This is a genomic window from Paenibacillus pectinilyticus (assembly GCF_001700435.1).
GTDB lineage: Bacteria > Bacillota > Bacilli > Paenibacillales > NBRC-103111 > Paenibacillus_E > Paenibacillus_E pectinilyticus.
On record NZ_LYPC01000027.1, the window covers coordinates 917,145 to 943,090 of the forward strand.

Consider the following 25,946-nt stretch of genomic DNA (forward strand, 5'->3'; position numbering starts at 1 on the left):
CATGACGTGAGGAGCTTGCCATTAATGAAAACACTAGAAGATTTGGATAAGGTTATGTCGAACCCATCCCCTGCACTGATCCAATTTATGCAAGAATTAGATGGGGATATCATGTTGCTTGGCGTCGGCGGTAAAATGGGACCTAGCTTGGCGAAGCTCGCGATGAACGCGATTCAAGCAGCGGGTGTAGATAAAAAAGTGTACGGCGTCTCCCGTTTCTCCGAATCTGGTTTACAGGATGAACTGCAATCGTACGGTGTAGAAACGATCGCTTGTGACCTCTTGAACGATGCAGCGCTGCAAGCTTTACCAGATGTTAAGAATGTCATTTATATGGCAGGCACCAAGTTTGGGACGACAGGTAAAGAACATTTCACGTGGGTCATGAACGCGTATCTACCAGGCCGAGTAGCAGAGAAATACAGCAACTCCCGCATTGTTGTCTTTTCAACAGGCAATGTCTATCCGTTCACACCAGTTACGTATGGCGGGGCACATGAGGCCATTAGCCCGGCACCGATTGGGGAATATGGGCAATCTTGTCTCGGTCGAGAGCGGATGTTTGAACACTATAGTCATAAAAATGGGACACCGGTATTAATCTATCGCTTGAATTACGCGATTGACTTGCGCTATGGCGTGCTTTTAGAAATTGCGAAATCGCTCAAAGAAGGTCGGGCGATTGATTTATCCATGGGTCATTTCAATTGTATTTGGCAGGGAGACGCGAATGAAATCGCGATTCGTTCCTTACTAGTGACACAAAGTCCAGCCAATTTCCTCAACGTAACAGGGCCTGAAACGGTGTCGGTGAAATACGCCGCGCAGCAATTAGGACAGCGTCTCGGCATTGAGCCAACGTTCAAAGGTCAAGAGTCAGAGACAGCGTTATTGAGTAACGCATCCAAGAGCATGCAGCTGTTTGGCTATCCGCGTGTTTCCTTGCTGCAGATGTTTGATTGGGTTGCGGAATGGATCGAACAGGGTGGAAGCATGATCAATAAGCCTACTCATTTCCAAGAACGAGAGGGGAAATTCTAATCATGTTACAACGTCGGGATCTAACGAAGGAGCAGCGTATTGCGCTGCATGAAGGACTTGTCATTCCAGCCCATCCGCTGGCCTTAACGGCTGATCGTGTGTTAGATGAGCAAAGCCAACGGGCTTTGACGCGATATTATATCGGAGCAGGGTCAGGCGGTATTGCTGTGGGGGTTCACTCAACCCAATTCGAGATTCGAGATGCGAAGTATAATTTGTTTGAAAAAGTGCTGCGCTTGGCTTCCGAAGAGGTGGATCGTGCTGCATTGACAAGACCTTTCATCAAAGTAGCAGGAATTTGTGGGCCAACGGAACAAGCCATTCAAGAAACGGACATTGCCATTTCACTTGGATATGATGCCGCGCTGCTCTCCATGGGTGGTTTGACGGGGTGGTCGGAAGCTCAAATTCTAGATCGCACAGCACGTATTGCTGAGAAAATGCCAGTCATCGGCTTCTATTTACAGCCATCGGTTGGCGGTAAGGTGTATAGCTTCGATTTTTGGGAGAAATTCGCCAATATTCCGGGAATTGTTGCGATCAAAATGGCACCCTTCAATCGCTATCAAACCATCGATGTCGTACGCGCGGTCTGCTACTCAGACCGTCGAGATGAGATTGCTCTCTATACAGGCAATGATGATAATATCGTAAACGACTTGCTCACTGTTTATAAATTCCAAGTTGCGGGTAAACAAATAGAGAAGAGAATTGTTGGCGGCTTACTTGGCCATTGGGCGGTATGGACGCAGAAAGCCGTTGAACTCTTAGATGAAGTGAAACGTGTTCGAACGAACCCAATACTTGCTGCAGAATGGTTGACGCGTAATGTGGAAATTACGGAAACGAATGCGGCATTCTTTGATCCGGCACATGGCTTTGCTGGCTGTATTCCAGGCATTCATGAGGTGCTTCGCCGTCAAGGCTTGTTAAAAGGAACGTGGTGTTTGAATCCCCACGAAGAATTGTCTCCGGGTCAATTTGAAGAAATTGATCGCATGTACCGAGACTATCCTCATTTGAATGATGATGCGTTCGTGAAAGCAAATCTAGCAAACTGGTTATCATAAAGATTTGATATAGCCCTCCAAGGAAGTTTCTGTTACATTGTAAGAAAGTGTCAGATAATCTTGGGGGGTATTTATATGCGTATTCGTTTGGATCGATTTCCGCAAGGGGTAACGAAAGCGTTAACACTTAGTTTTGATGATGGGCGAGACCATGATCGCAGACTAGTACGAATGTTGAATGAGTATGGGCTCAAAGGGACATTCCATCTAAATAGTGGGTTCCTAGGGAATGAAGGCTACATAACGGCTTCCGAGGTAGCCTCACTCTTCCAAGGACATGAGGTTTCAGCGCACACGGTAGATCATCCATTTCTGGAAATATCGCCGAAAGATCATGTCGTGCGCGAAATCTTGCAGGACCGCGAAGCGTTAGAGGAGTTGGTAGGTTACCCCGTTCGGGGCATGAGCTATCCATTCGGGACGCATTCCGATCAGGTGGTAGACTTACTCCCTGGCCTAGGGATTGAGTATGCGCGAACTGTTGCTAGTCATGGCGGTTATCAAATGCCGAGTGATTTCCTGCGCTGGCATCCAACTTGTCATCATAAGAGCATGGTTGAGCAAGTGGATGCCTTCGTGCAGCTCGAACAGAGGTTTTCACGCATGGCATTATTGTATGTTTGGGGTCATAGCTATGAATTTGAGAATGATCAAAATTGGGAATTGATTGAACAATTTGGCGAAAAGGTGAAGGGCAGAACCGACATTTGGTTTGCAACGAATGCTGAAATTGTAGCGTACATGAAAGCGCTTGATCAACTTCGGCTCTCTGCAAACTGCCGTATCATCGAGAACCCTTCGGCCATTTCGGTCTGGCTAAGCGCGGAAGGAGAAGTTATTGAGATTCCAGCGGGGCAAATCGTCCGAATTTAACATTTTATTGTAAAATTTTCTAAAATTGATCGTTTGCTAATATTTTCTTAACAATCTTCCTATAAGATAAAGGTAACAAAACGTGTGAGTTATCCACAAGAGGAATTTCAAAATCGGAGGGATCAATATGGGGCAACGATATGAGTTGGAACAGAAGATTGAAGCACTTAGAAATGAGCTGAATCTTGCTAGTCAAGCATATGGCCTATTGTCTGAAACGGTATTGAAACTTTCTATCGCACTGGATGAACTGCTGAATACGTATTATCAGTTAACCTTTATACGCATTGCCTAATAAGTAAACCGAGTTCACACCTATGTGTGTGATGCTCGGTTTTTTTTGTTTTTCAGCGCAATTAGTGCCCATAAGAGAAGTGGAATCCCAACCATGTGAATGGGCAGTATGTACGGAACGGCGATTTTTTCTGGAAAGAAAACCGAACTATCATAAAAATTTCGTGGGACCATGGCGATGAGCAAAATGATTGGAGCAACAAGCCAAAGCATGCGTGGCCATCTGTTCACTTTACATACTTGCGCCGTGCCGAAAGTGCATATAAAAAGGTACAGAGATACTTTCATGAAAACCCCAATAATCCATATGGGGATCATAAGGGCGTCTAAATTTTGAAAAAAATTAGAAATGGAGAGATAGCGAACTAGATTCAGATACGGGTAAGTTTGTCCAGCGGCCATTTGCTCGCCAAATAGCGTTACAATGACGAATGTTGTGGCACAAGTAAGGAGTCCAGCGGCAGCAACCCCGAATATGGCAGGCTTCGTTCCTTGATTGGGATTGGCAAGAAACGCAAGCAGGAAAACAAGCATGACACAATCCCCTAGAAAGGTTGTCGAAGGGAGCGCACCTTGAAGAATAACTTTCCAACCCGTATCGACATAAAAAGGTAATACCTCCTGTAGATTCACATCTTGGATACTAAGCAGCAAGGTAGCTGCAATAATAATGAGCAGGAAAGGGCCTAAGATTTCGCTGCATCTCGCAATGCTTTCAATACCTGACTTCGTGACGTAGACAGCAATCAGCAGCATAGCAAGCATGGGCACAACATACGGTGTATGTGGAAGAATTGTCGCAAGTATGAACTCAGCATATTGCCGTAACACCATGGCAAGTACGACATACCAGAAGGCACCATAGAGGACTAACAGAAAACCGCCAATCCATTTTCCAACTAGCAACGGTAGAAAGGTAACTAGGGTTTGACCAGGGTACTTACGATTGAGCCGCGTGCAGATAAAAGCGATGAACATCCCGAGTAGTGTCGCTATCAAGATAGAGAGCCATGAATCTTGTTTGGCCGTAAGGAGGGCTGGATGAATGGTGAGCAGCATCGTCATGCTGACCTGCATGGAAGAGATCATCCAGAACAATTGTTTTCCGCTAATTCGCATGCGCATGTGCAGTCTCCTTTACTTATCAATCAGCTTGCCTAAAGGGTGAAACAGGGTATCAAGCATCGTAGTAGGACTTGGTAAATTGGGATAGAGGTAGAGAATCAAAGCAAGAATCCAACACATCCCCAGGATGGATAGGTATACAATTCGCTCAGCTCGTGGAATACGCCGGATGCGATACCATTGCCAAGCGCTAAGAGCCAAACATAGCAGCATAAGCCCTGGTATCACCTTGGATGTCATTGGCCTGATCGCTCCTTCTCTTCAACTTCTTTGATACTCGTAAGTCCTGGGCGCTGAATCGTAGCGTTAGGGTGTATCGTAACCTCTACATTCGGATAAATTTCATCCCAATTGGCTTTGTTTTGCTGCCATTGTTTGGGATAAGCCCGATGAAATGTTCCTGCGAAATCGAAGATGTCTGCCCCCATTCCCTTCTGAATTTGGTTGAGAGCTAGAACTACGCGCTCTTCAATATCATCATTCATAGCCATTTGAATGGTTTTGAGTGCTTGGGGGTCGGAACTGATTTTATACTTTGTTGAATTTTGCAGGGCGTTGTTTTCTGTGCGTATTTGGATGTCGATGGACCATTTGCCGTTACGAATCATCGGCTTCAGCTTGGTATGACTCGTAATGAGTCTAAGTGAAACAGTTCCATTACCCTCAGGCGGATTAACGGTAATAACCGCTTGCTTGATTTCGTCTCGGATCCAAAGGACACCTCTGGTCGTAAATTCATCAATAGCCCCAACCATCTTACCATTTCGAAAAATCGCAGTTCCGTTTATAGGGGTTGGTACTCTGTCGTAATTTTTTTCTGAAGAGGCAGGAAGCATTTCAATACAGGGAAGTGCCGCGGCACCAGGCTCATCGACAAGCATTTGTGCGAGGTCGGCTAAAGTCACACTTAAAGATAGTTTCTCTTTCGCGACTTCACGCATAGCTTCTGATGAATTTCGTTCTAAAAAGGTTTGATTCTCCAATATCTTGCGAGCGTTGTCTTTGGCAACAAACATAAAAGCCCGTTCCCTTGGCTGCGGTGCGCGCATTAAGTAGTCAATTTCATCACGAATGCCATCTTTGGCAACCGCTTCACTGAATATAAAAACCTCCGCATGTCCCCAAAACAGCGTCCGCGGCAGCCTTTCTTGAATATGAGATAGCGCATCTGCAATGTTTTCTCCCTTTGCGGAGGTAACGATGGTTGCTTGATTACCGACATTCGACGATTGCCCACTCATGCCACTGCCGCCGCCGCTGCCTGGTGTACTGCGAGGGACGAAAATTTGAACGGATAACAGAATATGAGAGTCATCGACTTTATCAATAGCCGCACCTGTGATCAATGCGACATCATTAATCTCCGTTCGATCCCAGCAACCCGTGAGTAGGAGAAGAAGACTAAGCCCAACGAGTAATAGGAGTCCTCGGCAGACCGTAAATGTCCTCATCGGTGAAGTCTCCCTTTTATGACTACCGTGATAAGCAGCAAGCCTGGGATCACAACTTGCAAGAGCAGGGAAAAGAAAGGGATGCTTGTGCTTACTGCATGATTCATTTCTTGGAAATTGGGTGCGACCCAAATGCTGCCAAGCATGATGAGGAAGCCCATTGGCAGGATTAAGGGACGGTAATCAGATAATTTAAACAATTGTGCGGTTCCTAGTGTGACCAAATAATAGATAATCGCTATCTTGACGTAGATGCCAATGAGCCAAATGGCCATCAGGAGAGATTCGATGTGCTCTATAAAATCGGAGAGAGCAATGTAGCGTACAGCCACCAAGAAAGGATAATGCATCGCCGTGGTCAGTGAACCAAACGTTAATAAAATAGGGAGATTAACGGTAAGCATCGTAATCATCACACTCAAAACGCTGATAATACCCCATTTCATCGCTATTTTCTTATTTGTTAAATAAGGAAATAGAAACGAGAGAAGAAAAAATTGTGAAAACCATGAGGCTGGTACGATGGATCCTAACAAAGGTGGGAGTAGGCCATCTCCTAGAAAAGGTCTCATTTGTTTGAGTTGAAAGTCAGGAATTAACATAATAACCATTGCGCATATAATGAAGATGGCGGCTGGTATCAAAAGCTGTGCAGACCTGGCAATAACTTCTAAGCCCTGATATAACGCATAGGCACAAACAGCAACAATCGGAACCACGATAATGATCATCGGCGTGTCGTTGAGAAAATTACCTGTAATCAATTCGCCGTATTCTCTAATCGTCACACAAGTGGAATAGAGAATGGCTAAGATGTAGATTAGCGTAAGTAGGGGGCCAACATATCGCCCTAGAATCCGTGGAACATATTGAATAAACGTGTCATTTGGAAATTTTGTGTGTAAATGATAGATGATATAGATGGTTAAAAAACCAACGAGTGAAGAGATAATTGGTGCCATCCACATATCCCGGCCCGCCAGTCTCATCGTAATGGCGGGTACAGAGAGCGTAGCAGTAGCCATAATCGTTGGATGCATAATTAGTGCCATCTGAAAAGGGGAGATTTTACCTTTCTCGATCATGTGTATCATTCCCTTGGTTGTGTTCTGGTTTCTGTCCTGGCGGCTGACGATACATATTTGTCTTATTGGCGTATAAAGGTCTGCGTCTCATCGACCAAATGGGTGCTCGGATAAGTACATCCTTCATCTCATTTTTTTTCATTGGCGCAAGTGGCTGCAAATACGGGACTCCTAAAGAGCGAAGTGAACACAAATGAATCACAATAACGATAAATCCAAGCATCAACCCTAACAAGCCGAGCATGCCGGATAAGAACATAATCGGAAAACGCAGCATACGCAATGCGATCCCAGTGGTATATTGCGGCATCATGAAAGAGGCAACGCCCGTAATCGCAACCACCATAACCATGGGGGCCGAAACTAAGCCAGCTGAAGTAGCGGCTTGTCCAATGACGAGTGCTCCAACGATACTGACGGCGGCGCCGACCTGCTTAGGAAGTCGGACCCCGGCTTCGCGCAAGGCTTCAAATGAGATTTCCATCAGTAAAGCTTCTACCAATGCTGGGAAAGGAATATCCTCTCGGGACTTTGCAACGCTAAGCAATAACGAAGTTGGCACCATTTCTTGATGGTAAGTGAGAATTGCAATATAAAGGGATGGCAGCAAAAGAGTCGTCAAGAAAAAAACATAGCGCATCCAGCGAATCAAGGTTCCAATCAAGAAACGCTGGTAATAATCTTCAGGTGACTGCAGCATCGAGAAGAGGGTTGCCGGTGCAATTAAGGCAAAAGGAGTACCGTCCACAAGGACGGATACCTTCCCTTCCAGAAGGGCCGCGCAAACGACATCGGGCCGCTCTGTCACTTGAATCTGTGGGAACGGCGAGAAAGGACTGTCCTCAATGAGACCCTCAATGTATCCACTTTCTAGAATGCCGTCAATCTGAATATCGCTGATCCGCTGATGAATCTCTTCGATAAGTGATTCTCTGGCGATACCTTCCATATAGACAACAAAAATCGAAGTTTGTGTATGCAAACCAATCGTATAAGGGATCATTTTCATGGCTGGACTCTTGATTTTCCTGCGCAACATGGAGGTATTAATTTGTATGGTCTCAGTAAATCCCTCACGAGATCCTCTGACGACAGATTCAGCACTTGGCTCGTCAATCCCGCGCTTCTCCCACCTAGGAATGCCAAGTGCGAAGCACGAGGGAACACCTTGTACGAATAGGCCAACAGATCCCAAGGACAGACATGAAACAAGATCATCCATACGAATGATTTCGGTGATGTTGGAAATTGAAATCAAGGTTGATAAATCTTTCACAGAATAATTCCATTCGTCTTTCGTTTCTTGAAGTAATCGATCGAGAACATCTTTATTTAATAGATCGATGTCGACTAAACCTTCAACATAGACGATGAAAGCTTTTGTGGTTTGACCGATGGTGAAAGTATGGAAATGAACATCATGACATTTATTATAAATGGCGCTAAGCTCTTGGTAATTATCTTGGAGTTGATCAGAGATTAGTGTGGGTGAGACCGTAGATATGGCATCCATGAGCAAGACTCCTTGTTAAAATGTAGGTATGGAATGGCATAGTCGGTTATTTTGGTAATACGTATCTTTTTGTCCATTTTTGTCGTAAGTTAAACCCTCAGACCTAAATTGTTAGGTCATTGGGCTGGCGAGTAGCCTCTTGGATTTTTGCAAAAATAGTGTGTTCACGAGTGCATTCGTACATGTTATAATTTTGAGGAAATTTATTCCTATCATTAGGATAGAGCTAGGCAATCAAAGGAGGCGTAAGTTACAATGGCAACATGGTTAGAGCAAGGAGATATTGTTCTATTTCAAGGAGATAGTATTACGGATGCTGGGCGTATTCGTGAGAATGCGAATGATTTAGGGAAAGGCTACGCGTTACTGGCAGCTGCATTGTTTTCAGCAAAATATCCGGAGAAGCAAGTCACTTTCTTTAATCGTGGGATATCAGGCAATCGCGTTCCTGACTTACAAGGCCGGTGGCAGGAAGATTGCTTAGATTTGAAACCGAATCTCGTTTCCATTTATATTGGAATTAATGATACATGGCGCAGATATGATCGAAATGATGGGACCTCGACGGAGAAGTTTAGAGATGGTTACCGTCAGTTACTAGATCAGACAGCGAGTACGGGAGCGAAGTTATTGCTTATCGAGCCATTTGTGCTGCCAGTGCCTGAAGATCGTAAGCTGTGGAGAGAAGATTTGGATCCGAAAATTACAGTCGTACGTGAATTAGCGAGAGAATTTGGTGCACGATTACTTTGTTTAGACGGATTATTTGCACAAGCCTCCACCCGAGCTGAGAGCGCTTTCTGGGCACCTGACGGTGTTCACCCATCTCCTGCAGGGCATGCACTAATTGCTAATGAATGGCTGAAAGTTGTCGGGGCAGCTGAATAGAGAATAGTGGGTATCATTTGAAAAACGAATAGTGTGATCATAAAGGGCTTCCGCTGTTGCGAGAGGCTTTTCTTTTTCTTTAGGGCAAGTAGTCAATAATCGAGGTAAAGAGGTAAAAATAGTACCTAGTTTCCTCATATCGATAGGTCTATAGTTAAAGATATTGATGAACGAAAAGAGAGGAATATCCTATGAATACAAGAGTGTTACTGAATGCTTTACTCGCAGCCGAATCGGAGCATGCTAACCTGTTTCAGGAAGCATTACAAATCGCAAATTCTTTGGAAAAACCTTCAGCGGATTCGTTATTAGCTGTTGTATATAACGAAGTAACACCGCTTGTACAAGAATTTGCAACGAAACCAATCGCGGCGTTACCTTTTAAAGAGTGGGATTTCTACCGTTCTAAGGGTACGCGTATGGAATTTGAAGCGCTCTATTTTGATCGTCGTCGCCGGTTGGCGGCTTTAGTTGTGGCTGCCTTGAAAGATGGAAGTGACTCGTATATCTCTGATTTGGAGAATACGATTTGGGCCATTTGCGATGAATATACATGGTGCTTGCCTGCACATTTGATGAATCATGATGAGGCTGCGGAAGGTGAAGAGTACAAGCATATCGATTTATTTGCTTCAGAAACCGCGCATGCGTTGAGCGAGACCTGCCATATTTTCCGAGATCGGCTTAACGGTCTTGTGATTCGTAGAGTGCAACGTGAGATAATGGAGCGCGTGCTTGAGCCTTATATGAGCCTCAAAAGAGCCTATTGGTGGGAAAGCTGCGACATTAACTGGTCCGCCGTTTGTGCGGGTAGCATTGGGATGAGCGCGATTTATTTGCTGAAGGACTCCAAAAAGCTGATGCCTGTCATTCAGCGTGTGCTTGCATCTATGGAATGCTTTCTTGAAGGTTTTTCAGAAGAAGGCGCTTGCTTGGAGGGCTTGGGGTATTGGTACTATGGCTTCGGGTATTATGTGTATTTCTCGGAATTACTGAAGCAGCGTACTGGTGGAAAAGTCGATATTCTTTTGACGGATGACAAAGCACGCAAAGTGGCACAATTCCCACAAAGCTGCTTCTTGCAAGGGAATCAGATCGCGAATTTCTCAGACTGTTCCCGTCAAAATGGGATTCAAATCGGGATTTTCAGCCGATTGTGCGAGCAATTCGAGGAGATTCGGATCCCGACTCTCGCCCATATTCCGCCAACTGTTGATCATTGCGGCCGCTTTGCAAGCGCAATTCGTAATGTCGTGTGGCTGAACGAAGATTTGCTTCGCGCGCGTGAGGGTATGACGATGCAGACGAATTATCTCCCGGATGCCCAGTGGTTGATTAGCCGTGCGAGGGTAGGCGACAAGCTTGTGAGCTTCGCAGCCAAAGGCGGACATAACGACGAGCCTCATAATCATAACGATCTTGGTCATTTCATCTGGATCGTTGATGATGTGAGATGGTTCGAAGATTTGGGAGCGGGACTCTACACCAAACAGTACTTTGGAGAAGAGCGATACAGCATTCTATGCAATAGCTCAGGGGGCCACAGTGTGCCGATCATTAACGGCAGTCACCAGGCTGAAGGCATTACGCACCACGCTCAGGTACTGGCTGCTGACAGCACAGATGAGCAGGACTTGTTCAAGCTAGATTTAACTCAAGCATACGCGGTGCCATCACTTGTGAAGCTGGAGCGGGAGTTTGATCTCGATAAGCAGCGGGGTCAGCTGACCATCACGGACAATTTCGAGTTCCGCGAGTCTGGAGCAGCTGTGACGGAGCATTTCGTCACATTGCATCAACCGGTTATCTCGCGAGATGGTGAGATTAGGCTTGTGAGTAGAGAAGATGAACGTCGCAGCCAATTGCTTCGTTATGATGCCAATCAGCTGACAGCTTCCATCCAAACGGCCCAGCATGAGAATCACGAGGGCGGCACGGAGACTGTCTACTTGATTGATCTAACTGCGGCAGAGGTCGGAGCGCAGGCGAGGATTGTAGTTACTTTGGAGTTGGGCTGAGCGGGGACGATTCATTATGGTGGAAAGGCTCGGAATCCGATCCAAAGCCAGTCGCTGCCAGCGGAAAGGCTCGGAATCCGAGCTAAAGCCAGTCGCAGCCAGTGGATAGGCTCGGAACCCGAGCCCAAGCCAGTCGCTGCCGGTGGATAGGCTCGGAACCCGAGCCAAAGCCAGTCGCCGCCGGTGGATAGGCTCGGAACCCGAGCCCAAGCCAGTCGCTGCCAGCTGATAGGCTCGGAATCCGACCCAAAGCCAGTCGCCGCCGGTGGATAGGCTCGGAACCCGAGCCCAAGGAAGTCGCCGCCAGCGTAAAGGCTCGGAATCCGAGCCAAAGCCAGTCGCCGCCAGTGGGTAGGCTCGGAACCCGAGCCAAAGCAAGTCGCTGCCAGCGGATAGGCTCGGAATCCGATCCAAAGCCAGTCCCCGGCAGCGTATAGGCTCGGAACCCGATCCAAAGCCAGTCGCCGCCAGCGGAAAGGCTCGGAATCCGAGCCTAAGCTTGTCCCCTAATTTTTGAATTAGGGGACTTCCTGTTTCTAAATTCGTTAATTAGGATTTTTCCCAGCTAGCTAAAACAAGGGTTTGATTAACGGAATAGCTGCGAATACGCGATGTTCCTTGCCCAGCAGGCTTCAAGAATGCTTTTGCGCACATCGCTTTTAAAATGCGTTGAGATTTACCTTGTCCAAATTGGAACGATTTCTGGATGTCCACTGGTCTAATTGGTTTTTCGATAGAGTTAGCTAAACGAATAATCTCTCTCTCTATGTACGACATAGAATGATCTTGGCTAAAAAAATCGCCAAAATATTTCCCAATACACTGCTGGAGGATTTGTTCACACATGCGAGGGCGATTTTTCACATCATCCAATGAAAATCTAAAAACTTTCCAACCATCTAGTACAAGATGATTTTGACGAATCAGTTGATCTGAGAACTGTGCTCGCGTGATTTCGGTATAGTGAGGACCAAATCCATCAATTTCAATAGCAATTTTAAGGGAGTGACGAATATAAGCAAAGTCTAAAAACCTTGTACCATCACGAAAATCTTTGATTTCATACTCAGGATGTAAGTCATCGAAATTTCCGAAGGCTTTCCACCAAATATAGCGAAGAAAACTCGTTTCAGCATACCCATGGCCCTCTTTTAACCTTTTCAAACGTTGGCCTTCTCTTTTAGCTAAATGCTTAGCTATAAAAGCATAATGCGCGAGTTGAAATTCATCCACTAACTACGATACCTCCTATAAAATAAATTAACCGCCTCCCAGTTTCAGCAATTGCTGACTTGAGAAAGCGGTGTGTGCTTCACTACCGATTTATTTATGGGAATAATATCATAGTTAGCTTATGTTTTACAATTTAATTTATCGGGGGAACCCCACATCCTACTCATTCAACCACAACCCAAACTGCTGTCGATATAACAGTGGGGTCAGTCCTGTCTTGCTCTTAAACAACCGAGAGAAATAGTTCGGATTCTCGACGCCAAGCTCGTAAGCAATCTGAGAAATAGGCTTCTCGCTGGTGGTGAGGAGTTTTTTGGCTTGTTCGATTTTGATGCTATGGACGAAATGGAGTGGAGCTTGCCCCGTTTGTTTGATGAATAACTTGCGCAAATGGGAATCACTGAGTTGGACGAGCTCAGCGAGTTCCTTGATTTCAGGCATATGCTGCGGATGCGCGTGAAGAAAGTGGATGATGGTGTGGATCCGGTTGTCCAAGTGTGAATAGCTGGAGCTGGGATCCTCTGAATTATATTTGTGCAGCAAGGCATAGAGAATGCGAAGCAACGTAGATTGCTGTAAGAGATGAATCAATGGCAGCGCCTCACGTTCAAGCTGAAGCATTTCTTGAATCAACGGTTCGACAGCTATCTCTCTGCCCTCATGCAGGAGCGGGACATGTAATAACTGTACCCAGCTCCGATTGCTAACCAGAGGAATTTTGGCATCGAAATTAATACTCGTAAGCTGTAGTTCCGTTGAGATAGCGCGAAAGCTAATCACACTTTGTGCAGGCAGGATAACAAGATGACCTTCCTTACAGTGATAGCTGGATTGGTCAATATCAAGGTGGAAGCTGCCTTTGTGCACGTACCATAATACGCAGTGTCGCAGGGTTCGCGCTTTTTCCTGCCATCTAAAGTCTAGTCCATACTGTGTAACATGCAGAAACCGAACCTCTAAAGCTTCAATCATCAATTGCAAAGAGTTCAATGAGCAGCCCTCCCCCTGCGACGCGTTGTATGTCTCTTATTCTACCATGTTCTTGTTGGCAAAAACGAGAGATGATCAGGAGGGGACCTACGCATCTTTACCCCTTAGGCACGACCCCCTTAATCTCTTCGTTGCGATTAAACGCATCCTCACCCTGCACGAGGAAAGTGCGAATTCGCGTTGTATCGCCGCCCCATTCGTCAATCAAGAATTTGACCTCAGGCGTTGTATACCGAACCGAGAAGGCGACGCGAGGGATGTTCGATTTATTATTTTCAGAGCCATGGAAAGTGGCTTCGTTAAAAAAAGCGATCTGGCCTGGCGACATTTCCAAGTCGATGGCTAAGGCTTCGTCGATCGACTCGGCAGGGAGTCCTTTATCGAAGGCACTCTTATCAGTCTCCGTTGCGACATGTGCAACGATGGATTGGTGCGTGCCAGGGATGACGCGCAGGCAACCATTCTCACGAATGGACCAGCCTAAGCTCACCCATGCAGTCGCGTTGATGGCAGGCTCCATCGGCCAATAGTTAATATCCTGATGCCAAGGAATGAATTTGTCATTGTTAGGCTCTTTGTACCAGAAATGCATAGCCCATAACACCAAGTTCTCACCTAGAACTTGCTTCATGGCAGTTACAATGCTAGGGTGCGTAGCAAGCGTATAGGCCCATAGATGATTCTGATGCCAAGCGGATAAGTTCATTTTAGTAGGACCAGGATTAAATTTATTCTGACCGATCACATCGAAGAAGCGATTGAAATACATCTCAGATTCTTCGAGTGAGAGCCCTTGCATCGGACCACTATACCCTTCGTTAACATATTGCTTGAGCGAGAATGGGCTTCCTTTGGTTATCATGTGTGTAACCTCCCTGAATAGCTAACTTTTATCTTTGCATACTCTTATTGTAAAGGTTACAACCACGCCTCATAAGGAACGAAATCGATTATGATTAGCACAAAACGCTCATTTGCATCATACATTCGAAAGGCCCTATCACGAAAAATGAAGGGGAAATGATGGAGCGTGTCGAACCAGTATGACGGCCCTTTGGGGCATGAACGTTAGGTGAATCGAATAAAGGAGTCATAACGTATGACAATTCCTGCAAATCCAAGACTAGATATGACATTATTACAGAAAATGCTGGATGATATTGAAGATTCCATCTACATCATGAGCGTGACGGGAACCGAAATTACGTATTATTATGTGAACCGTGCGGCGACCCAATTTAGTGGTATTTCAATGGAGCAGGTGGGGCTAACCTTTTTTCAAGCGAACTCCAGCCAGATGGCAGATTATTTATATAAGAAATATGCGAGAGTCGTACATGAACGAAGGACGATTCGTTATGAGGATGGCTTTATTTTACCCAATGGAACGTCAAGCGGGGAAAGTATTCTCACACCAATTTTGGACGATTGCGGTAATGTCAGCTTTATTTTTTCCGTCACACGGGATATTACAGAGCGGAAAAAGCATGAGAATACCTTATATCATTACGCGTACCAAGATGATCTTTGCAACCTTTTTAATCGCAGATATTTATTAGAACATGTGGTAGAGCCTTCGACGATTTATTTATTGGATTTGGATTATTTCAAAAAAATTAACGATACCTTCGGCCATCAGGCTGGAGATTCGGTGCTCGTTGAAGTGGCGTGCCGCCTGATTGAAGTTTTTGGGGAAAGTCGCTACTCACTGATTCGCCTGGGCGGTGATGAATTTGTCGTGGTGGATACGAGATCTGATGATCGTGTGGAAGAGACAGCGGAGAAGCTTAGCCAGCTGTTCCATGAGCCTTTTCAGGTGGATGAACATGCTGTGAGTGTGAACGTGAGCATCGGGATTGCAGAGCGAAAACATAATGAGACAATTCAACTTCTTTTGAAACATGCGGACATTGCACTTTACACAGCCAAAGGAGCTGGTCGTAAGCGTTATCACTTATTCGAAGCGACGTCCCGCTACGATCACGTGGAGAACTTCATTCATGAACTTGCCCTTTCGAAAGCGATTGAGAAAGATGAGTTACGGTTACACTATCAGCTTATATACCATCCAGCTTCCGGGAAGGCTGTAGGTGCCGAAGCACTTCTGCGATGGTTTTGGACCCATGGCGGGATAATGCAGCCGAATGATTTTATTCCAGTTGCTGAAGAGACTGGGCTTATTGTGCCGATTGGCTATTGGGTAATTCGTCAGGCTTGCAAAGATTGGCATCAACTAAAGACGAGGTACGGTCCTCTTTTCAAAATATCCGTAAACATTTCACGCATTCAGCTGCATGACGACCGATTCGTTGCTGAGGTGCTGCAAATCTTGAAGGAAGAGGATGTACATCCGTCTGCGATGGAATTAGAAATAACGGAAAGCACGACGCTGCACTCTTTGCAAGAGGTACAGCTTATTCTTCGCAAGCTGCGAGAAGCCGGGTTTACCATCGCATTGGATGATTTTGGAACCGGCTATTCCTCCTTAAGTATGTTAACACTGCTGCCGCTCGATAAGTTGAAAATGGATCGCAATTTCATTCGAGACGGCAATGTGCCTTTGATTGCAGCTATCCTTGCTATGGCGCAAGCACTTCATTTGCAAGTGGTCGCTGAAGGTATTGAAACCAAGGAACACTTTCATCTTTTAGCGGAGATGCAATGTTGGGGGATTCAAGGGTATTACATTAATAAGCCCGTTCCGCTCATGGAATTACCCTCGTCGATTGAATGGGCAGATGCTTAGCTGCTTTTCTTATCAATGAACAGTCTAGAAGATCTTGTGTCGCTGTACGCTTTTTGGCGTAATGGCGGCACTTTTTTTGTTTCTTAAAGCGAATATGATAAAATTACACTGGTCAATTACTCGCAGGAGGTAGCAAATGAAAGCTTTAACTTTTGAACAATTCGGGGGTCCCGAAGTTCTCACATATAAGGAAATTCCTGACCCCGTCGTAGAAGTAGATGGGAATCAGCTGCTTATTAGGACGAAAGCGATCGGTCTGAATTTCGCAGACGTGTATCGCCGCAAAGGCAACTATCATTTGGCGGGGAAACCGCCGTTTATTCTTGGCTACGAAGGCGCGGGCATCGTCGAGTGGGTACCAGCTCATATCCAGCATATTCAAATAGGGGATCGGATCGCCTTTGCGGATGTGCCATATGCAAACGCAGAGCTAGTCGCTGTTCCTGTGGACAGGGCGATTCCGCTGCCGGCGGACCTCTCTTTCGAGCATGCGGCAGGCCTTTTATTGCAAGGCATGACGGCGCATTATTTGGTGAACGACAGCTATCGTGTTCAGGCTGGAGATGACGTCCTAATCCATGCCGCGGCAGGCGGTGTGGGGCAACTTTTGATCCAACTTTGCAAAAGTAAAGGAGCTAGGGTGATCGGTTTGACCTCATCCGAGTCAAAAAAGCAAGTCGCACTGCAGGCTGGCGCAGATGAAGTCATCCTCTATTCCTCGGATTGGGTGTATAGCGTGAAACATTGGTCACAAGATAAAGAAGGTGCTCAGGTCGCCTACGATTCGGTAGGTGCAACGCTCATGGACAGTTTTGCAGCCATCCGCACGAAAGGAACGGTCGTTTTCTACGGCATGGCAGGGGGAGATCCAGCTCCCGTGGATCCAAGAATGCTGATGGATAGCTCCAAAACATTAACAGGCGGCGATCTATGGAATCATGTAACCAGCTTGGAGAATCGGATTCAGCGTGCTAATGATTTGTTTGAAGCCCTTCGAAACGGAAGCCTGAAATTGGATGGGATGACGACATTCTCATTGAAGGACGGCGCGGAAGCTCACCGATTATTAGAAAGTAGACGAAGTATGGGTAAAATTTTATTAATTCCTTAAGCAGAAAGCGGCTTACCCTAGATTGAAGCAAGGGTAGCCGCTTTCTTTCTGCGTGTCATTTTGAACATATAGTCCATGGATATGCTTATTCTATGTATTCACCCCATGCCCAAAGCGTGATAACTTTAATAGGTAGATATTAGAAGGAGGCGTGAATCGCAATGAGCATAAACAAAGTAAGAATTGGTGTAATCGGGGCAGGTTCCATCTCAGATTTGCACTTTGCGTCCTATACCAAATCAGAAGAAGCCGTCATTGTTGCTGTCTGTGACCTTAATCGTGAACGTGCAGCGGCGAAAGCCGAGAAATATGATATAGCTCACATTTATACGGATTACAAAGAGCTGCTAGCCAATTCGGACATTGATGCCGTTAGCATTTGTACGTGGAACAATACGCATGCGGAGATCGCAATAGCTGCATTGTTTGCTGGCAAGCATGTTTTGGTAGAGAAGCCGTTGTGCAAAACCGTAGAAGAGGCTCAGCGCATCCAAGATGCGGTTCGTGAGACCGGGAAAATTCTACAGGTTGGATTTGTGCGTAGATATGATACGAATGCACAGTTGGTGAAGCATTTTATCGATAATGGTCAATTGGGTGAGATCTATTATGCGAAGGCGTCCTGTCTCCGTCGTTTAGGCAATCCGGGTGGTTGGTTCTCTGATGTGGAGCGCTCTGGCGGTGGACCTTTGATTGATATTGGTGTCCATGTCATTGATGTCTGTTGGTATTTGATGGGTAAACCGAAACCGGTTGCGGTGAGCGGACACACATATAATAAACTGGGTAATCGGAAAAATGTGAAAAACTTATCCTTCTATCAAGCCGCCGATTATGATGCGGAACGCAATACGGTTGAGGATTTGGCGAATGTGCTGATCCGGTTTGAGAATGGTGCTTCGCTCATGGTGGACGTTAGTTTCACACTCCATGCTAAGAAGGATGAAATCGCTGTCAAGCTTTATGGGGATAAAGGCGGCGTTGAGCTGGAGCCTGAAATTGTATTCGTAACGGAAGTTCTGGACACCATCACGAATGTGACACCTCAAATTAATAACAAGTCCATCGAGATTAATAGCGCTTTTCAAAATGAAATCAACCATTTCGTGTCCTGCTGTCAAACAGGCCAAACCCCGATTAGTCCGGTGGAAGACGGTCTTGAAATGATGAAAATCCTTTGTGGGATCTATGAATCAGCAGCTAAAGGACAAGAAATTAGATTATAGTTCGCATGTACCCGAAGATGAGGAGGAACGAATATGAAGCTAGGCGTTAGCACATATAGCTTGTACCAGGCGTTGAAGTCTGGAGAAATGTCGATCATGGACGTCATTGATTGGATTGCAGATCAAGGTGGAGAACATGTGGAGATTGTGCCATTGGGGTATGATTTACCGGGTAACTTGGCGCTTGCGGATGAGATTCGTGAGAAAGCGGAGGCTCGAGGTATTGATATTTCTAATTATGCGATCGGAGCCAATTTCTTAACCGAATCCGAAGAAGATTATCTCAAGGAGATTGAGCGAGTCAAAGGAGAAGTAGACCTAGCTGCTAGGTTAGGTGTAAAACTCATGCGTCATGACGTAGCTCGCAGTGATGATCTCTCGATTCGTAACTTCAACGCGAACCTGGAACGCCTAGCTGAAGCTTGCCGCCAAATTGCTGATTATGCGAGTCAATATGGCATTGTGACCAGTGTCGAGAATCATGGCTTCTTCATTCAGCATAGCGATCGCGTACAAGCTTTAATTCATGCTGTTGATCGTGCTAATTTCCGCACAACGCTGGATATCGGGAATTTCGTGTGTGTTGACGAGGATTCCGCCAGTGCAGTCACGAATAACCTTCCTTTTGCTTCTATTGTCCATGTGAAGGATTTCTATATTCGCCCATCGTATCAAAATCCAGGTGAAGGCTGGTTTCGTTCTTCGCATGGGACCTATTTGCGCGGATCGATTGTAGGTCATGGCGATGTGGATGTTCGTGAAGTTTTGCGTGTGATCAAAAGCTCTGGCTATGACGGTTACATTTCCTTGGAATTTGAAGGTATGGAAGAGTGCAAGACGGGCACTTTAATTGGTTTGCAAAATATTAGAAGACTTTGGAACGAAATTAACTAAGTGTTCATTTACGATAAGGAGTGTTCAAAGAATGATCATCAATCCAATCGGCATTATGGTAGATAGCTTACGTCTTGGACTGCGTGACGGCCTTAAGAAATCAAAGGAACTTGGCGCAGATGGTGTGCAAATATATGCGGTTTCCGGTGAGATGGATCCCGCTAATCTAACGCCGCAAGCGCGTAAAGAACTTCGTGCTTACATCGCTTCGTTGGATCTGCAAATTTCAGCGCTGTGCGGTGATTTGGGTGGACATGGCTTTCAAGATCAGACTGTGAATGCGGAGAAAATTGAAAAATCCAAGCGTATTCTTGATCTTGCTGTTGAACTGGGATCCAATGTGGTAACGACGCACATTGGCGTCGTGCCTGAGGATCGCGGCAGCGCGATTTACGAAACGATGCTGCAAGCGTGTGAGGAACTAGGTGTATATGCGAGCAGCTTAGGCGCTTATTTCGCGGTAGAAACAGGGCCGGAGACGTCGGCTCACTTGAAAAGCTTCCTTGATAACCTATCCACCAAAGGTGTCTCGGTGAACTTCGACCCAGCGAATATGGTCATGGTGACAGGCGATGATCCTGTTCAGGGTGTCTATACGCTGAAAGATTACATCGTGCACACGCATGTGAAGGACGGCATTCGACTTCGTCAAGTAGACCCGCGTGAAGTATACGGTTCGCTTGGCTTTAAGCCGATGTCACATGAGGATATTGCTGAGGCGGCGACTTCAGGGAGTTCGTATCGTGAGCTTGCACTTGGCGAAGGTCACGTGGATTTCGGGCGTTATTTCCAAGCGTTGCAGGATATTGGGTACAAAGGCTATCTGACGATTGAACGCGAAGTTGGGGAGCAGCCGGAGGCAGACATTGCTAGTGCGATTGCTTTTATCAACACGTTTAAATAAATGTGGAAGAAATTAATGTGGAAACCTCGCTTTGGCGAGGTTTTTTTTGCGTAATTAGCAGCATAGGCTATTAACAATCTTTGTAAATTGGGCTTCTTAATCTCCCGGAAAGGGAGTAAAATAGAGGACAAGAGGAGGATTGAGCTATGATGAGTACACTGAAGAGTTTCACGGATTCGGAACAACAGATTTCGTTGGAGTTAAGAGATGATCATTTAACAGTGCTTCGTTTCTACGGTGAAACATCCATTTATCCTTTCAAGAATATAACTCTTGCCTCTGAGCCCATCCCAGAATATCCTTTAAATCGTATTGCCCTAACGGTTATTGATTTTCATACTGGTGTAACCGATTTCAAATTTTCGTCGAGTTTGCGAGACTTTGAGATTTTCGTGCAAAAGTTGTTGGAAGTGCATAGGGAATTTGTTCCTAATCATTAATCTCCTATGAAAATGGGGATTACCTTTAACGTTTAACCTTTAACCGCCTTTGGCGGTTTTTTTGTGCTTGCTGTGGATTTGTGGCTCAGTGAGTTGTTCATAGAACGTGATAAGTCAATAGAATCGACATGTAGGAGAGAAGCGGGGCCAGTCGGAGAGTGTAAGTCGATAGAATCGACTAGTTAGTGATCAACAGTGGCAATGTGACTCCAGTTAGACGGGATACCCGATCAACTCGTGACCAAAAGTGGTAAAGTGACTCCAGTTAGACGGGAAACCCGATCAACTCGTGATCAAAAGTAGCAATGGGACTCCAGTTAGACGGAAAACCCGATCAACTCGTGATCAAAAGTAGCAATGGGACTCCAGTTAGACGGAAAACCCGATTAATTTGTGATCAATAGTGGAAATGGGAGTCGAGATAACCGGATTCCCCGACTATCTCGTGAACAACACCGGTACCTGAAAGAACCGAAACCTGCACAGTCACTTCAAATAAGGTTGTCTGAACACATCCGGAGTTTGACCGACGGCTTTACGGAAGGTAGAGATAAAATGCGACGCATCGAGAAAGCCCGTTGTCTCCGCGATATGTTTAACCGTTAGATCAGGCTGCGCGATTAGGATTTCTTTGGACTTCTGCAAGCGCAGCTGGAGCAGGTATTGATACGGAGAGAGGCCGAAAGCTCGCCGGAACAAGGTGTTCACATGCTGCGCGGAGACACCAAGCTGCACGGCCATCCAAGCAAGGCCAACATGCGCATCGCCATAGCAGTGTTCGAGCTCGAGCAGCAACGGTAAGAGTCGTTCATGACTTTGCGAGAAGGAGGCACTTTTGTTCACGATGCCATGTTTTTTCAGCAGAGTTAGGAATTGATAGATTTCTAAGGAACCATTCGTGCCTGTGAAATCGTGACTATCGCGATATTTGTCATAATAGTAATCATGAATATCAGCCAGTGGTGTTTCAGAGCCCCAACTCATTGGCGTCGAGAGGGGGATGTCCAAAGCGTGAACAATGGAAGCGGCAAGCGCGCCATCAAAGGTTAAATACCATGTGGACCACAGAGGCTCAGGTACAGAATAGGAATGAGGCACACCTGCTGCTAGCAGCATTCCTTGTCGTTCTCCTAGCTTAACCGGCCCGCTATCGAGAATGATTTCGCCGCTACCGGCAATGGTTTGCAGCCAATGAAAGCAAGGATATCCTTCTTCACGGATATAATGTTGCTGTTGAACCTCATAACCAATCGTCTCTAAAATGAGGGGGAGCTTCCGATCGGCTTCTGTGATCACGAAAAACTTTCTATAATCCGTTGCCATGGAAATCGATCATCTCTTTCATTTTTTAATATAGGAAGCGGTGTATTTTATATTTTAAAAGAAAAATTTGTCTTGTACAATAAGGAAAGCATGGTGATTCATATCCTATAAACACAAAGTGAGGAATAACATACATGGCGAACAAATTTGTATACACAGCTCCTGCAAACGGTTACCCAGAGTGGAATAATAACCCGGAAATTTTCCAACTGAATCGCGTAGCAGCGCATGCGACCCTGATGCCATACCATACGGAAGCAGAAGCGCTCGCGGGTGTCCGGGAAGCCTCAGCATTTTATCAAAATTTAAATGGTACATGGAAGTTTCATTTTGCGGAAAATGCGAATACACGCCCTGTTGATTTCTATACAAATGGTTACGATTGCAGCGCTTGGGCGGATATGGCTGTTCCTTCGCATTGGCAGCTCCAAGGTTTCGATTTCCCGCAGTATACGAATATTATTTATCCGTGGGTTGGTCACGAGGACCTTAAACCTCCTTTTGCACCTGTTACCTATAACCCAGTCGGTTCCTATGTTCGCAGCTTTTCAGTACCGGAAGGTTGGAATGGGCAGCCCGTGTATATCAGCTTTCAAGGTGTGGAATCTGCCTTCTATGTGTGGGTGAATGGCGATCTGGTCGGATTTAGCCAGGATTCGTTTACGCCTGCGGATTTTGATATTACGCCTTATTTGATCGAGGGTGAGAACAAACTTGCGGTAGAAGTATATCGCTGGAGCGATGCCAGCTGGTTGGAAGACCAGGATTTCTGGCGGTTGAGCGGGATTTTCCGCGATGTATATCTATACACGACGCCAGTGGCGCATATCGCTGATTTTAAGGTAAACACGAATCTAGATAGCGCATGCCAAGATGCGGAGCTCTCCATTCAAGCAACCATTACGAATTATGATGGGCAAAGTCAAGGCGTTCATCAAGTGGAAGCGATGTTGTACGATGGCGAGCAGCAAGCCCTTTGGGCAGAGCCGCTTCGTATTGGTGTCCAAACAAATGGTGTGGAGAAGCAAGAAGTGGTGCTGTCTGCTCACATCGATCAACCTACTAAATGGAGTGCGGAAAGTCCGAATCTGTATATACTCGTACTTCGTTTGTTAAATGAGGAAGGCACGCTTCTGGAGACAGAAAGCTGTAAAGTGGGCTTCCGCAAATTTGAGATCGAAGATGGTTTGATGAAAATCAATGGCGAAGTCATCGTGTTCAAAGGTGTGAATCGTCATGAGTTTGATCGGGACCGCGGTCGTTCGGTTGATGCGGGAAGTATGATTGCTGATATTTTGCTTATGAAACAATATAATATTAACGCTGTTCGGACCTCCCATTATCCGAATCATCCAAAGTGGTATGAGCTTTGTGATGAGTATGGATTATATGTGATTGATGAAACGAATCTGGAAACGCATGGTGCTTGGAGCTATATGCAAGAAGAGCTTGGCGAAACGGTACCAGGAAGCCGACCTGAATGGACAGGAGCGGTGCTGGATCGTGCGAACTCCATGCTGCAAAGAGATAAGAATCATCCTGCAATCGTGATCTGGTCACTTGGCAATGAGTCATTCGGCGGAGACAATTTCCTGCTGATGCATGACTTTTTGCGTGAGGCTGATCCATCTCGTGTGGTTCATTATGAAGGTATATTCCACTGGCGTGAATCGGATAGAGCATCAGATATCGAAAGTCATATGTATTCCAAAATTGAAAAAATCGAAGAATACGCGAAAAATAAGCCGAAGAAGCCGTTTATCCTGTGTGAATATAGCCATGCAATGGGGAATTCCTGCGGCAACCTCTTTAAATATTGGGAACTTTTTGATCAATACCCAGTTCTCCAGGGGGGATTCATTTGGGATTGGATCGACCAATCGATTCGCACAACGACGCCTGATGGCATCTCGTATCACGCCTATGGCGGTGATTTTGGCGACACGCCGAATGATGGCAACTTTTGCGGTAATGGTTTGATTTTCGCGGACCGTTCCGTTTCGCCTAAGCTGCATGAAGTGAAGAAGTGCTATCAGAACGTAAAGTTTGAAGCGGTTGATGCAGCCAAAGGCCAAATCAGTGTGACGAATCAGTTCTTATTCACGAATTTGAATGCCTACGATTGGTCATGGACGATTGCCAAGAATGGTGTCCAAGTCGAGAGTGGCGTGAGTTCCTTTGCGGTTGCGCCAGGTGAAACAACAACCGTTGAGTTGACACTTCCTTCAGCGGAAAGCCAATTCCCGACCGATGAATTCGTGTTGACACTCAGTTTGGTACTGCAGGAAGACACGATTTGGGGAGCGAAAGGACATGAAATTGCATGGGAGCAATTTATCCTTCCTGTAAGCTATGAATTAGCACTGACAACACGAAATTGGGAAGCTGAGAAAGAATCAGCTGCAGCCCTTTCAACGGAAGCGGCTGTGCTAGTTGTTCATGGTGAAGATTCGCTCACGCTGCAAGGGGAACATTTTGCACTTGGATTCGATGCGTCGACAGGCGATTTGATCTCTTATCAGTATGAAGGCGTAGAATTGTTCCAAACGGGACCCGTGCCGAATTTCTGGCGCGCGTATACGGATAATGATCGCGGGAATCAGCATCCTATTCGTTGTGCGCCTTGGCAAGAGGCAGGTCGCGGACGCAAGTTGCTTTCACTGAGCACCAAAACACTGGATGCTGGACGCGCAGAGGTTCGTGTTCGTTATGTACTTGCGACACAGCCTGCATCTGAGGTTCAACTGGTGTATACCGTGTCCACTTGTGGAGAAGTGGAAGTCGGCATGCAGCTGACGCCAGGGGAGAAACTGCCTGAAATTCCTGAGGTTGGCGTGATGTTCGAACTGGACGCTTCCTTCGCGAACTTAACGTGGTATGGCCGCGGGCCGCACGAAAACCACTGGGATCGCAATACTGGCGCTAAACTAGCACTGCATAGCGGCACGGTCGAGGAACAGTTCGTACCGTACCTGCGTCCGCAGGAATGTGGGAACAAAACGGATGTTCGCTGGGCATCGCTTACGAATGCCGCGGGACGCGGACTTCGCATTGCCGGCTTGCCAACGGTCGAACTCAATGCGCTGCCGTATTCCCCTTCGGAATTAGAAGCGCACGATCATCCCTACAAGCTGCCAGTCAGTGACAAAGTAGTGCTGCGCGTAAACTACAAGCAGATGGGCGTTGGCGGTGACGATAGCTGGGGTGCAAGAACGCATCCGGAGTTTACACTGTTTGCGAATCGTACGTATGCGTATGGATTCACGTTTAAAGGTTTGTAAGTAAAGAATTGTAAGTAAGAGAGGCTGTGCCCAGTGGGCACAGCCTTTTGGGAATGAATTTACGTTCCGAAAATTCACATGACATGACTTACCTCGTTCCAGCCGAACCCGTTTCTACACGTTCATGATAAGGATAAGCCCACACCGGTTTCTTATTTACCCAATTGCCCCTGTGAGAATGTCATTAAACAAGGCGAGTGTGCTTATTGTCCATAAATCCAGAGGAATAACCAGTTTGTCAGCAAATAAGCACATGCTGTGGTCTTATCGCCTCAGTTACCCCACCTTGTGACTAAATAAGCAAGGTAAACGTGCCTATCCCTGCGATATGGGTTAGCACAATCACTCAACTCGGTTTGACCAGATGAAGCGGGGGTGATAAGTTTAAAGAAGATTAAAAACAACAAGAAAAGGCATCCTGGATTTGGATGAAAGGTGGA

Annotated in this window: 23 protein-coding genes; 13 read left to right on the forward strand and 10 right to left on the reverse strand. The window is 46.1% G+C overall.

Annotation, left to right across the window (positions count from 1 at the left end; all coding sequences use genetic code 11):
* Positions 1-24 precede the first annotated feature (24 nt).
* The 4 genes from A8709_RS25645 to A8709_RS33820 all read left to right on the forward strand — a co-directional run bounded on the left by A8709_RS25645 (position 25) and on the right by A8709_RS33820 (position 3,279).
* Entirely contained in the window at positions 25-1,041 is a 1,017-nt protein-coding gene (locus A8709_RS25645) for an NAD-dependent epimerase/dehydratase family protein (protein ID WP_065856476.1), read from the forward strand.
* A 2-nt stretch (positions 1,042-1,043) separates the two neighbouring features.
* Positions 1,044-2,111: a dihydrodipicolinate synthase family protein gene (locus tag A8709_RS25650; RefSeq protein ID WP_065856478.1), complete on the forward strand. Its 1,068-nt coding sequence runs from the start codon at positions 1,044-1,046 to the stop codon at positions 2,109-2,111.
* Positions 2,112-2,186: 75 nt separating this feature from the next.
* The gene (locus A8709_RS25655; protein WP_065856480.1) at positions 2,187-2,984 is read left to right on the forward strand and encodes a polysaccharide deacetylase family protein; all 798 of its coding nucleotides are present in this window, start codon (positions 2,187-2,189) and stop codon (positions 2,982-2,984) included.
* Positions 2,985-3,111: 127 nt separating this feature from the next.
* Positions 3,112-3,279, forward strand: coding sequence for an aspartyl-phosphate phosphatase Spo0E family protein (locus A8709_RS33820; protein WP_084225427.1), 168 nt, complete (start codon positions 3,112-3,114; stop codon positions 3,277-3,279).
* Positions 3,280-3,299: 20 nt separating this feature from the next.
* Here the strand turns inward: A8709_RS33820 and A8709_RS25660 are convergent, their stop codons facing one another.
* The 5 genes from A8709_RS25660 to A8709_RS25680 are packed head-to-tail and all read right to left on the reverse strand — an operon-like array spanning position 3,300 to position 8,452.
* Complete coding sequence (locus tag A8709_RS25660) at positions 3,300-4,403, reverse strand: GerAB/ArcD/ProY family transporter (protein ID WP_065856482.1); 1,104 nt, start codon at positions 4,401-4,403, stop codon at positions 3,300-3,302.
* Between the two features lie 12 nt (positions 4,404-4,415).
* Positions 4,416-4,643, reverse strand: coding sequence for a hypothetical protein (locus tag A8709_RS25665; RefSeq protein ID WP_065856484.1), 228 nt, complete (start codon positions 4,641-4,643; stop codon positions 4,416-4,418).
* Entirely contained in the window at positions 4,640-5,854 is a 1,215-nt protein-coding gene (locus tag A8709_RS25670; RefSeq protein ID WP_065856486.1) for a Ger(x)C family spore germination protein, read from the reverse strand. Before A8709_RS25670 ends, A8709_RS25665 begins: the two co-directional genes overlap by 4 nt.
* Positions 5,851-6,939: a GerAB/ArcD/ProY family transporter gene (locus A8709_RS25675; protein WP_167357170.1), complete on the reverse strand. Its 1,089-nt coding sequence runs from the start codon at positions 6,937-6,939 to the stop codon at positions 5,851-5,853. Before A8709_RS25675 ends, A8709_RS25670 begins: the two co-directional genes overlap by 4 nt.
* A complete protein-coding gene (locus A8709_RS25680; RefSeq protein WP_065856489.1) occupies positions 6,923-8,452 on the reverse strand; it encodes a spore germination protein in 1,530 nt (509 codons plus the stop codon). Before A8709_RS25680 ends, A8709_RS25675 begins: the two co-directional genes overlap by 17 nt.
* A gap of 255 nt (positions 8,453-8,707) precedes the next feature.
* On the opposite strand from A8709_RS25680, the gene A8709_RS25685 reads away from it, so the two are divergent.
* Positions 8,708-9,340 carry an SGNH/GDSL hydrolase family protein gene (locus A8709_RS25685; RefSeq protein WP_065856491.1) on the forward strand — a complete coding sequence of 211 codons (633 nt, stop codon included), beginning with the start codon at positions 8,708-8,710 and terminating at the stop codon, positions 9,338-9,340.
* A 191-nt stretch (positions 9,341-9,531) separates the two neighbouring features.
* Positions 9,532-11,358 (forward strand): heparinase II/III domain-containing protein, encoded by a 1,827-nt coding sequence (locus A8709_RS25690; RefSeq protein WP_065856492.1) that lies wholly within the window; start codon positions 9,532-9,534, stop codon positions 11,356-11,358.
* A 14-nt stretch (positions 11,359-11,372) separates the two neighbouring features.
* On the opposite strand, the gene A8709_RS25695 is transcribed toward A8709_RS25690, so the two are convergent.
* The 4 genes from A8709_RS25695 to A8709_RS25710 form a co-directional block, all read right to left on the reverse strand.
* Positions 11,373-11,690 (reverse strand): hypothetical protein, encoded by a 318-nt coding sequence (locus A8709_RS25695; RefSeq protein ID WP_141692652.1) that lies wholly within the window; start codon positions 11,688-11,690, stop codon positions 11,373-11,375.
* 217 nt (positions 11,691-11,907) lie between these two features.
* Positions 11,908-12,591: a PDDEXK family nuclease gene (locus A8709_RS25700; RefSeq protein ID WP_065856497.1), complete on the reverse strand. Its 684-nt coding sequence runs from the start codon at positions 12,589-12,591 to the stop codon at positions 11,908-11,910.
* A gap of 159 nt (positions 12,592-12,750) precedes the next feature.
* The gene (locus tag A8709_RS25705) at positions 12,751-13,581 is read right to left on the reverse strand and encodes an AraC family transcriptional regulator (RefSeq protein ID WP_065856498.1); all 831 of its coding nucleotides are present in this window, start codon (positions 13,579-13,581) and stop codon (positions 12,751-12,753) included.
* Positions 13,582-13,678: 97 nt separating this feature from the next.
* On the reverse strand, positions 13,679-14,443 hold the full coding sequence (locus tag A8709_RS25710) for a phytanoyl-CoA dioxygenase family protein (RefSeq protein ID WP_065856500.1): 765 nt from the start codon (positions 14,441-14,443) through the stop codon (positions 13,679-13,681).
* Between the two features lie 237 nt (positions 14,444-14,680).
* Here A8709_RS25710 and A8709_RS25715 point away from each other — a divergent pair, with 237 nt between their 5' ends.
* The 6 genes from A8709_RS25715 (at position 14,681) to A8709_RS25740 (ending at position 20,902) form a co-directional block, all read left to right on the forward strand.
* Positions 14,681-16,327 (forward strand): putative bifunctional diguanylate cyclase/phosphodiesterase, encoded by a 1,647-nt coding sequence (locus A8709_RS25715; protein ID WP_065856502.1) that lies wholly within the window; start codon positions 14,681-14,683, stop codon positions 16,325-16,327.
* Between the two features lie 136 nt (positions 16,328-16,463).
* Positions 16,464-17,438, forward strand: a complete 975-nt coding sequence (locus A8709_RS25720) for a quinone oxidoreductase family protein (RefSeq protein WP_065856504.1) — start codon at positions 16,464-16,466, stop codon at positions 17,436-17,438.
* 167 nt (positions 17,439-17,605) lie between these two features.
* Positions 17,606-18,664, forward strand: a complete 1,059-nt coding sequence (locus A8709_RS25725; RefSeq protein ID WP_141692683.1) for a Gfo/Idh/MocA family protein — start codon at positions 17,606-17,608, stop codon at positions 18,662-18,664.
* Positions 18,665-18,697: 33 nt separating this feature from the next.
* Positions 18,698-19,558 (forward strand): sugar phosphate isomerase/epimerase family protein, encoded by an 861-nt coding sequence (locus A8709_RS25730; protein WP_065856508.1) that lies wholly within the window; start codon positions 18,698-18,700, stop codon positions 19,556-19,558.
* Between the two features lie 31 nt (positions 19,559-19,589).
* The gene (locus A8709_RS25735; protein WP_065856510.1) at positions 19,590-20,462 is read left to right on the forward strand and encodes a sugar phosphate isomerase/epimerase family protein; all 873 of its coding nucleotides are present in this window, start codon (positions 19,590-19,592) and stop codon (positions 20,460-20,462) included.
* Between the two features lie 149 nt (positions 20,463-20,611).
* Positions 20,612-20,902, forward strand: coding sequence for a hypothetical protein (locus tag A8709_RS25740; RefSeq protein ID WP_141692653.1), 291 nt, complete (start codon positions 20,612-20,614; stop codon positions 20,900-20,902).
* A 486-nt stretch (positions 20,903-21,388) separates the two neighbouring features.
* Here the strand turns inward: A8709_RS25740 and A8709_RS25745 are convergent, their stop codons facing one another.
* Entirely contained in the window at positions 21,389-22,225 is an 837-nt protein-coding gene (locus A8709_RS25745; protein ID WP_065856513.1) for an AraC family transcriptional regulator, read from the reverse strand.
* Between the two features lie 134 nt (positions 22,226-22,359).
* Here A8709_RS25745 and lacZ point away from each other — a divergent pair, with 134 nt between their 5' ends.
* On the forward strand, positions 22,360-25,506 hold the full coding sequence (gene lacZ, locus A8709_RS25750) for a beta-galactosidase, LacZ type (RefSeq protein ID WP_065856515.1): 3,147 nt from the start codon (positions 22,360-22,362) through the stop codon (positions 25,504-25,506).
* Positions 25,507-25,946 lie beyond the last annotated feature (440 nt).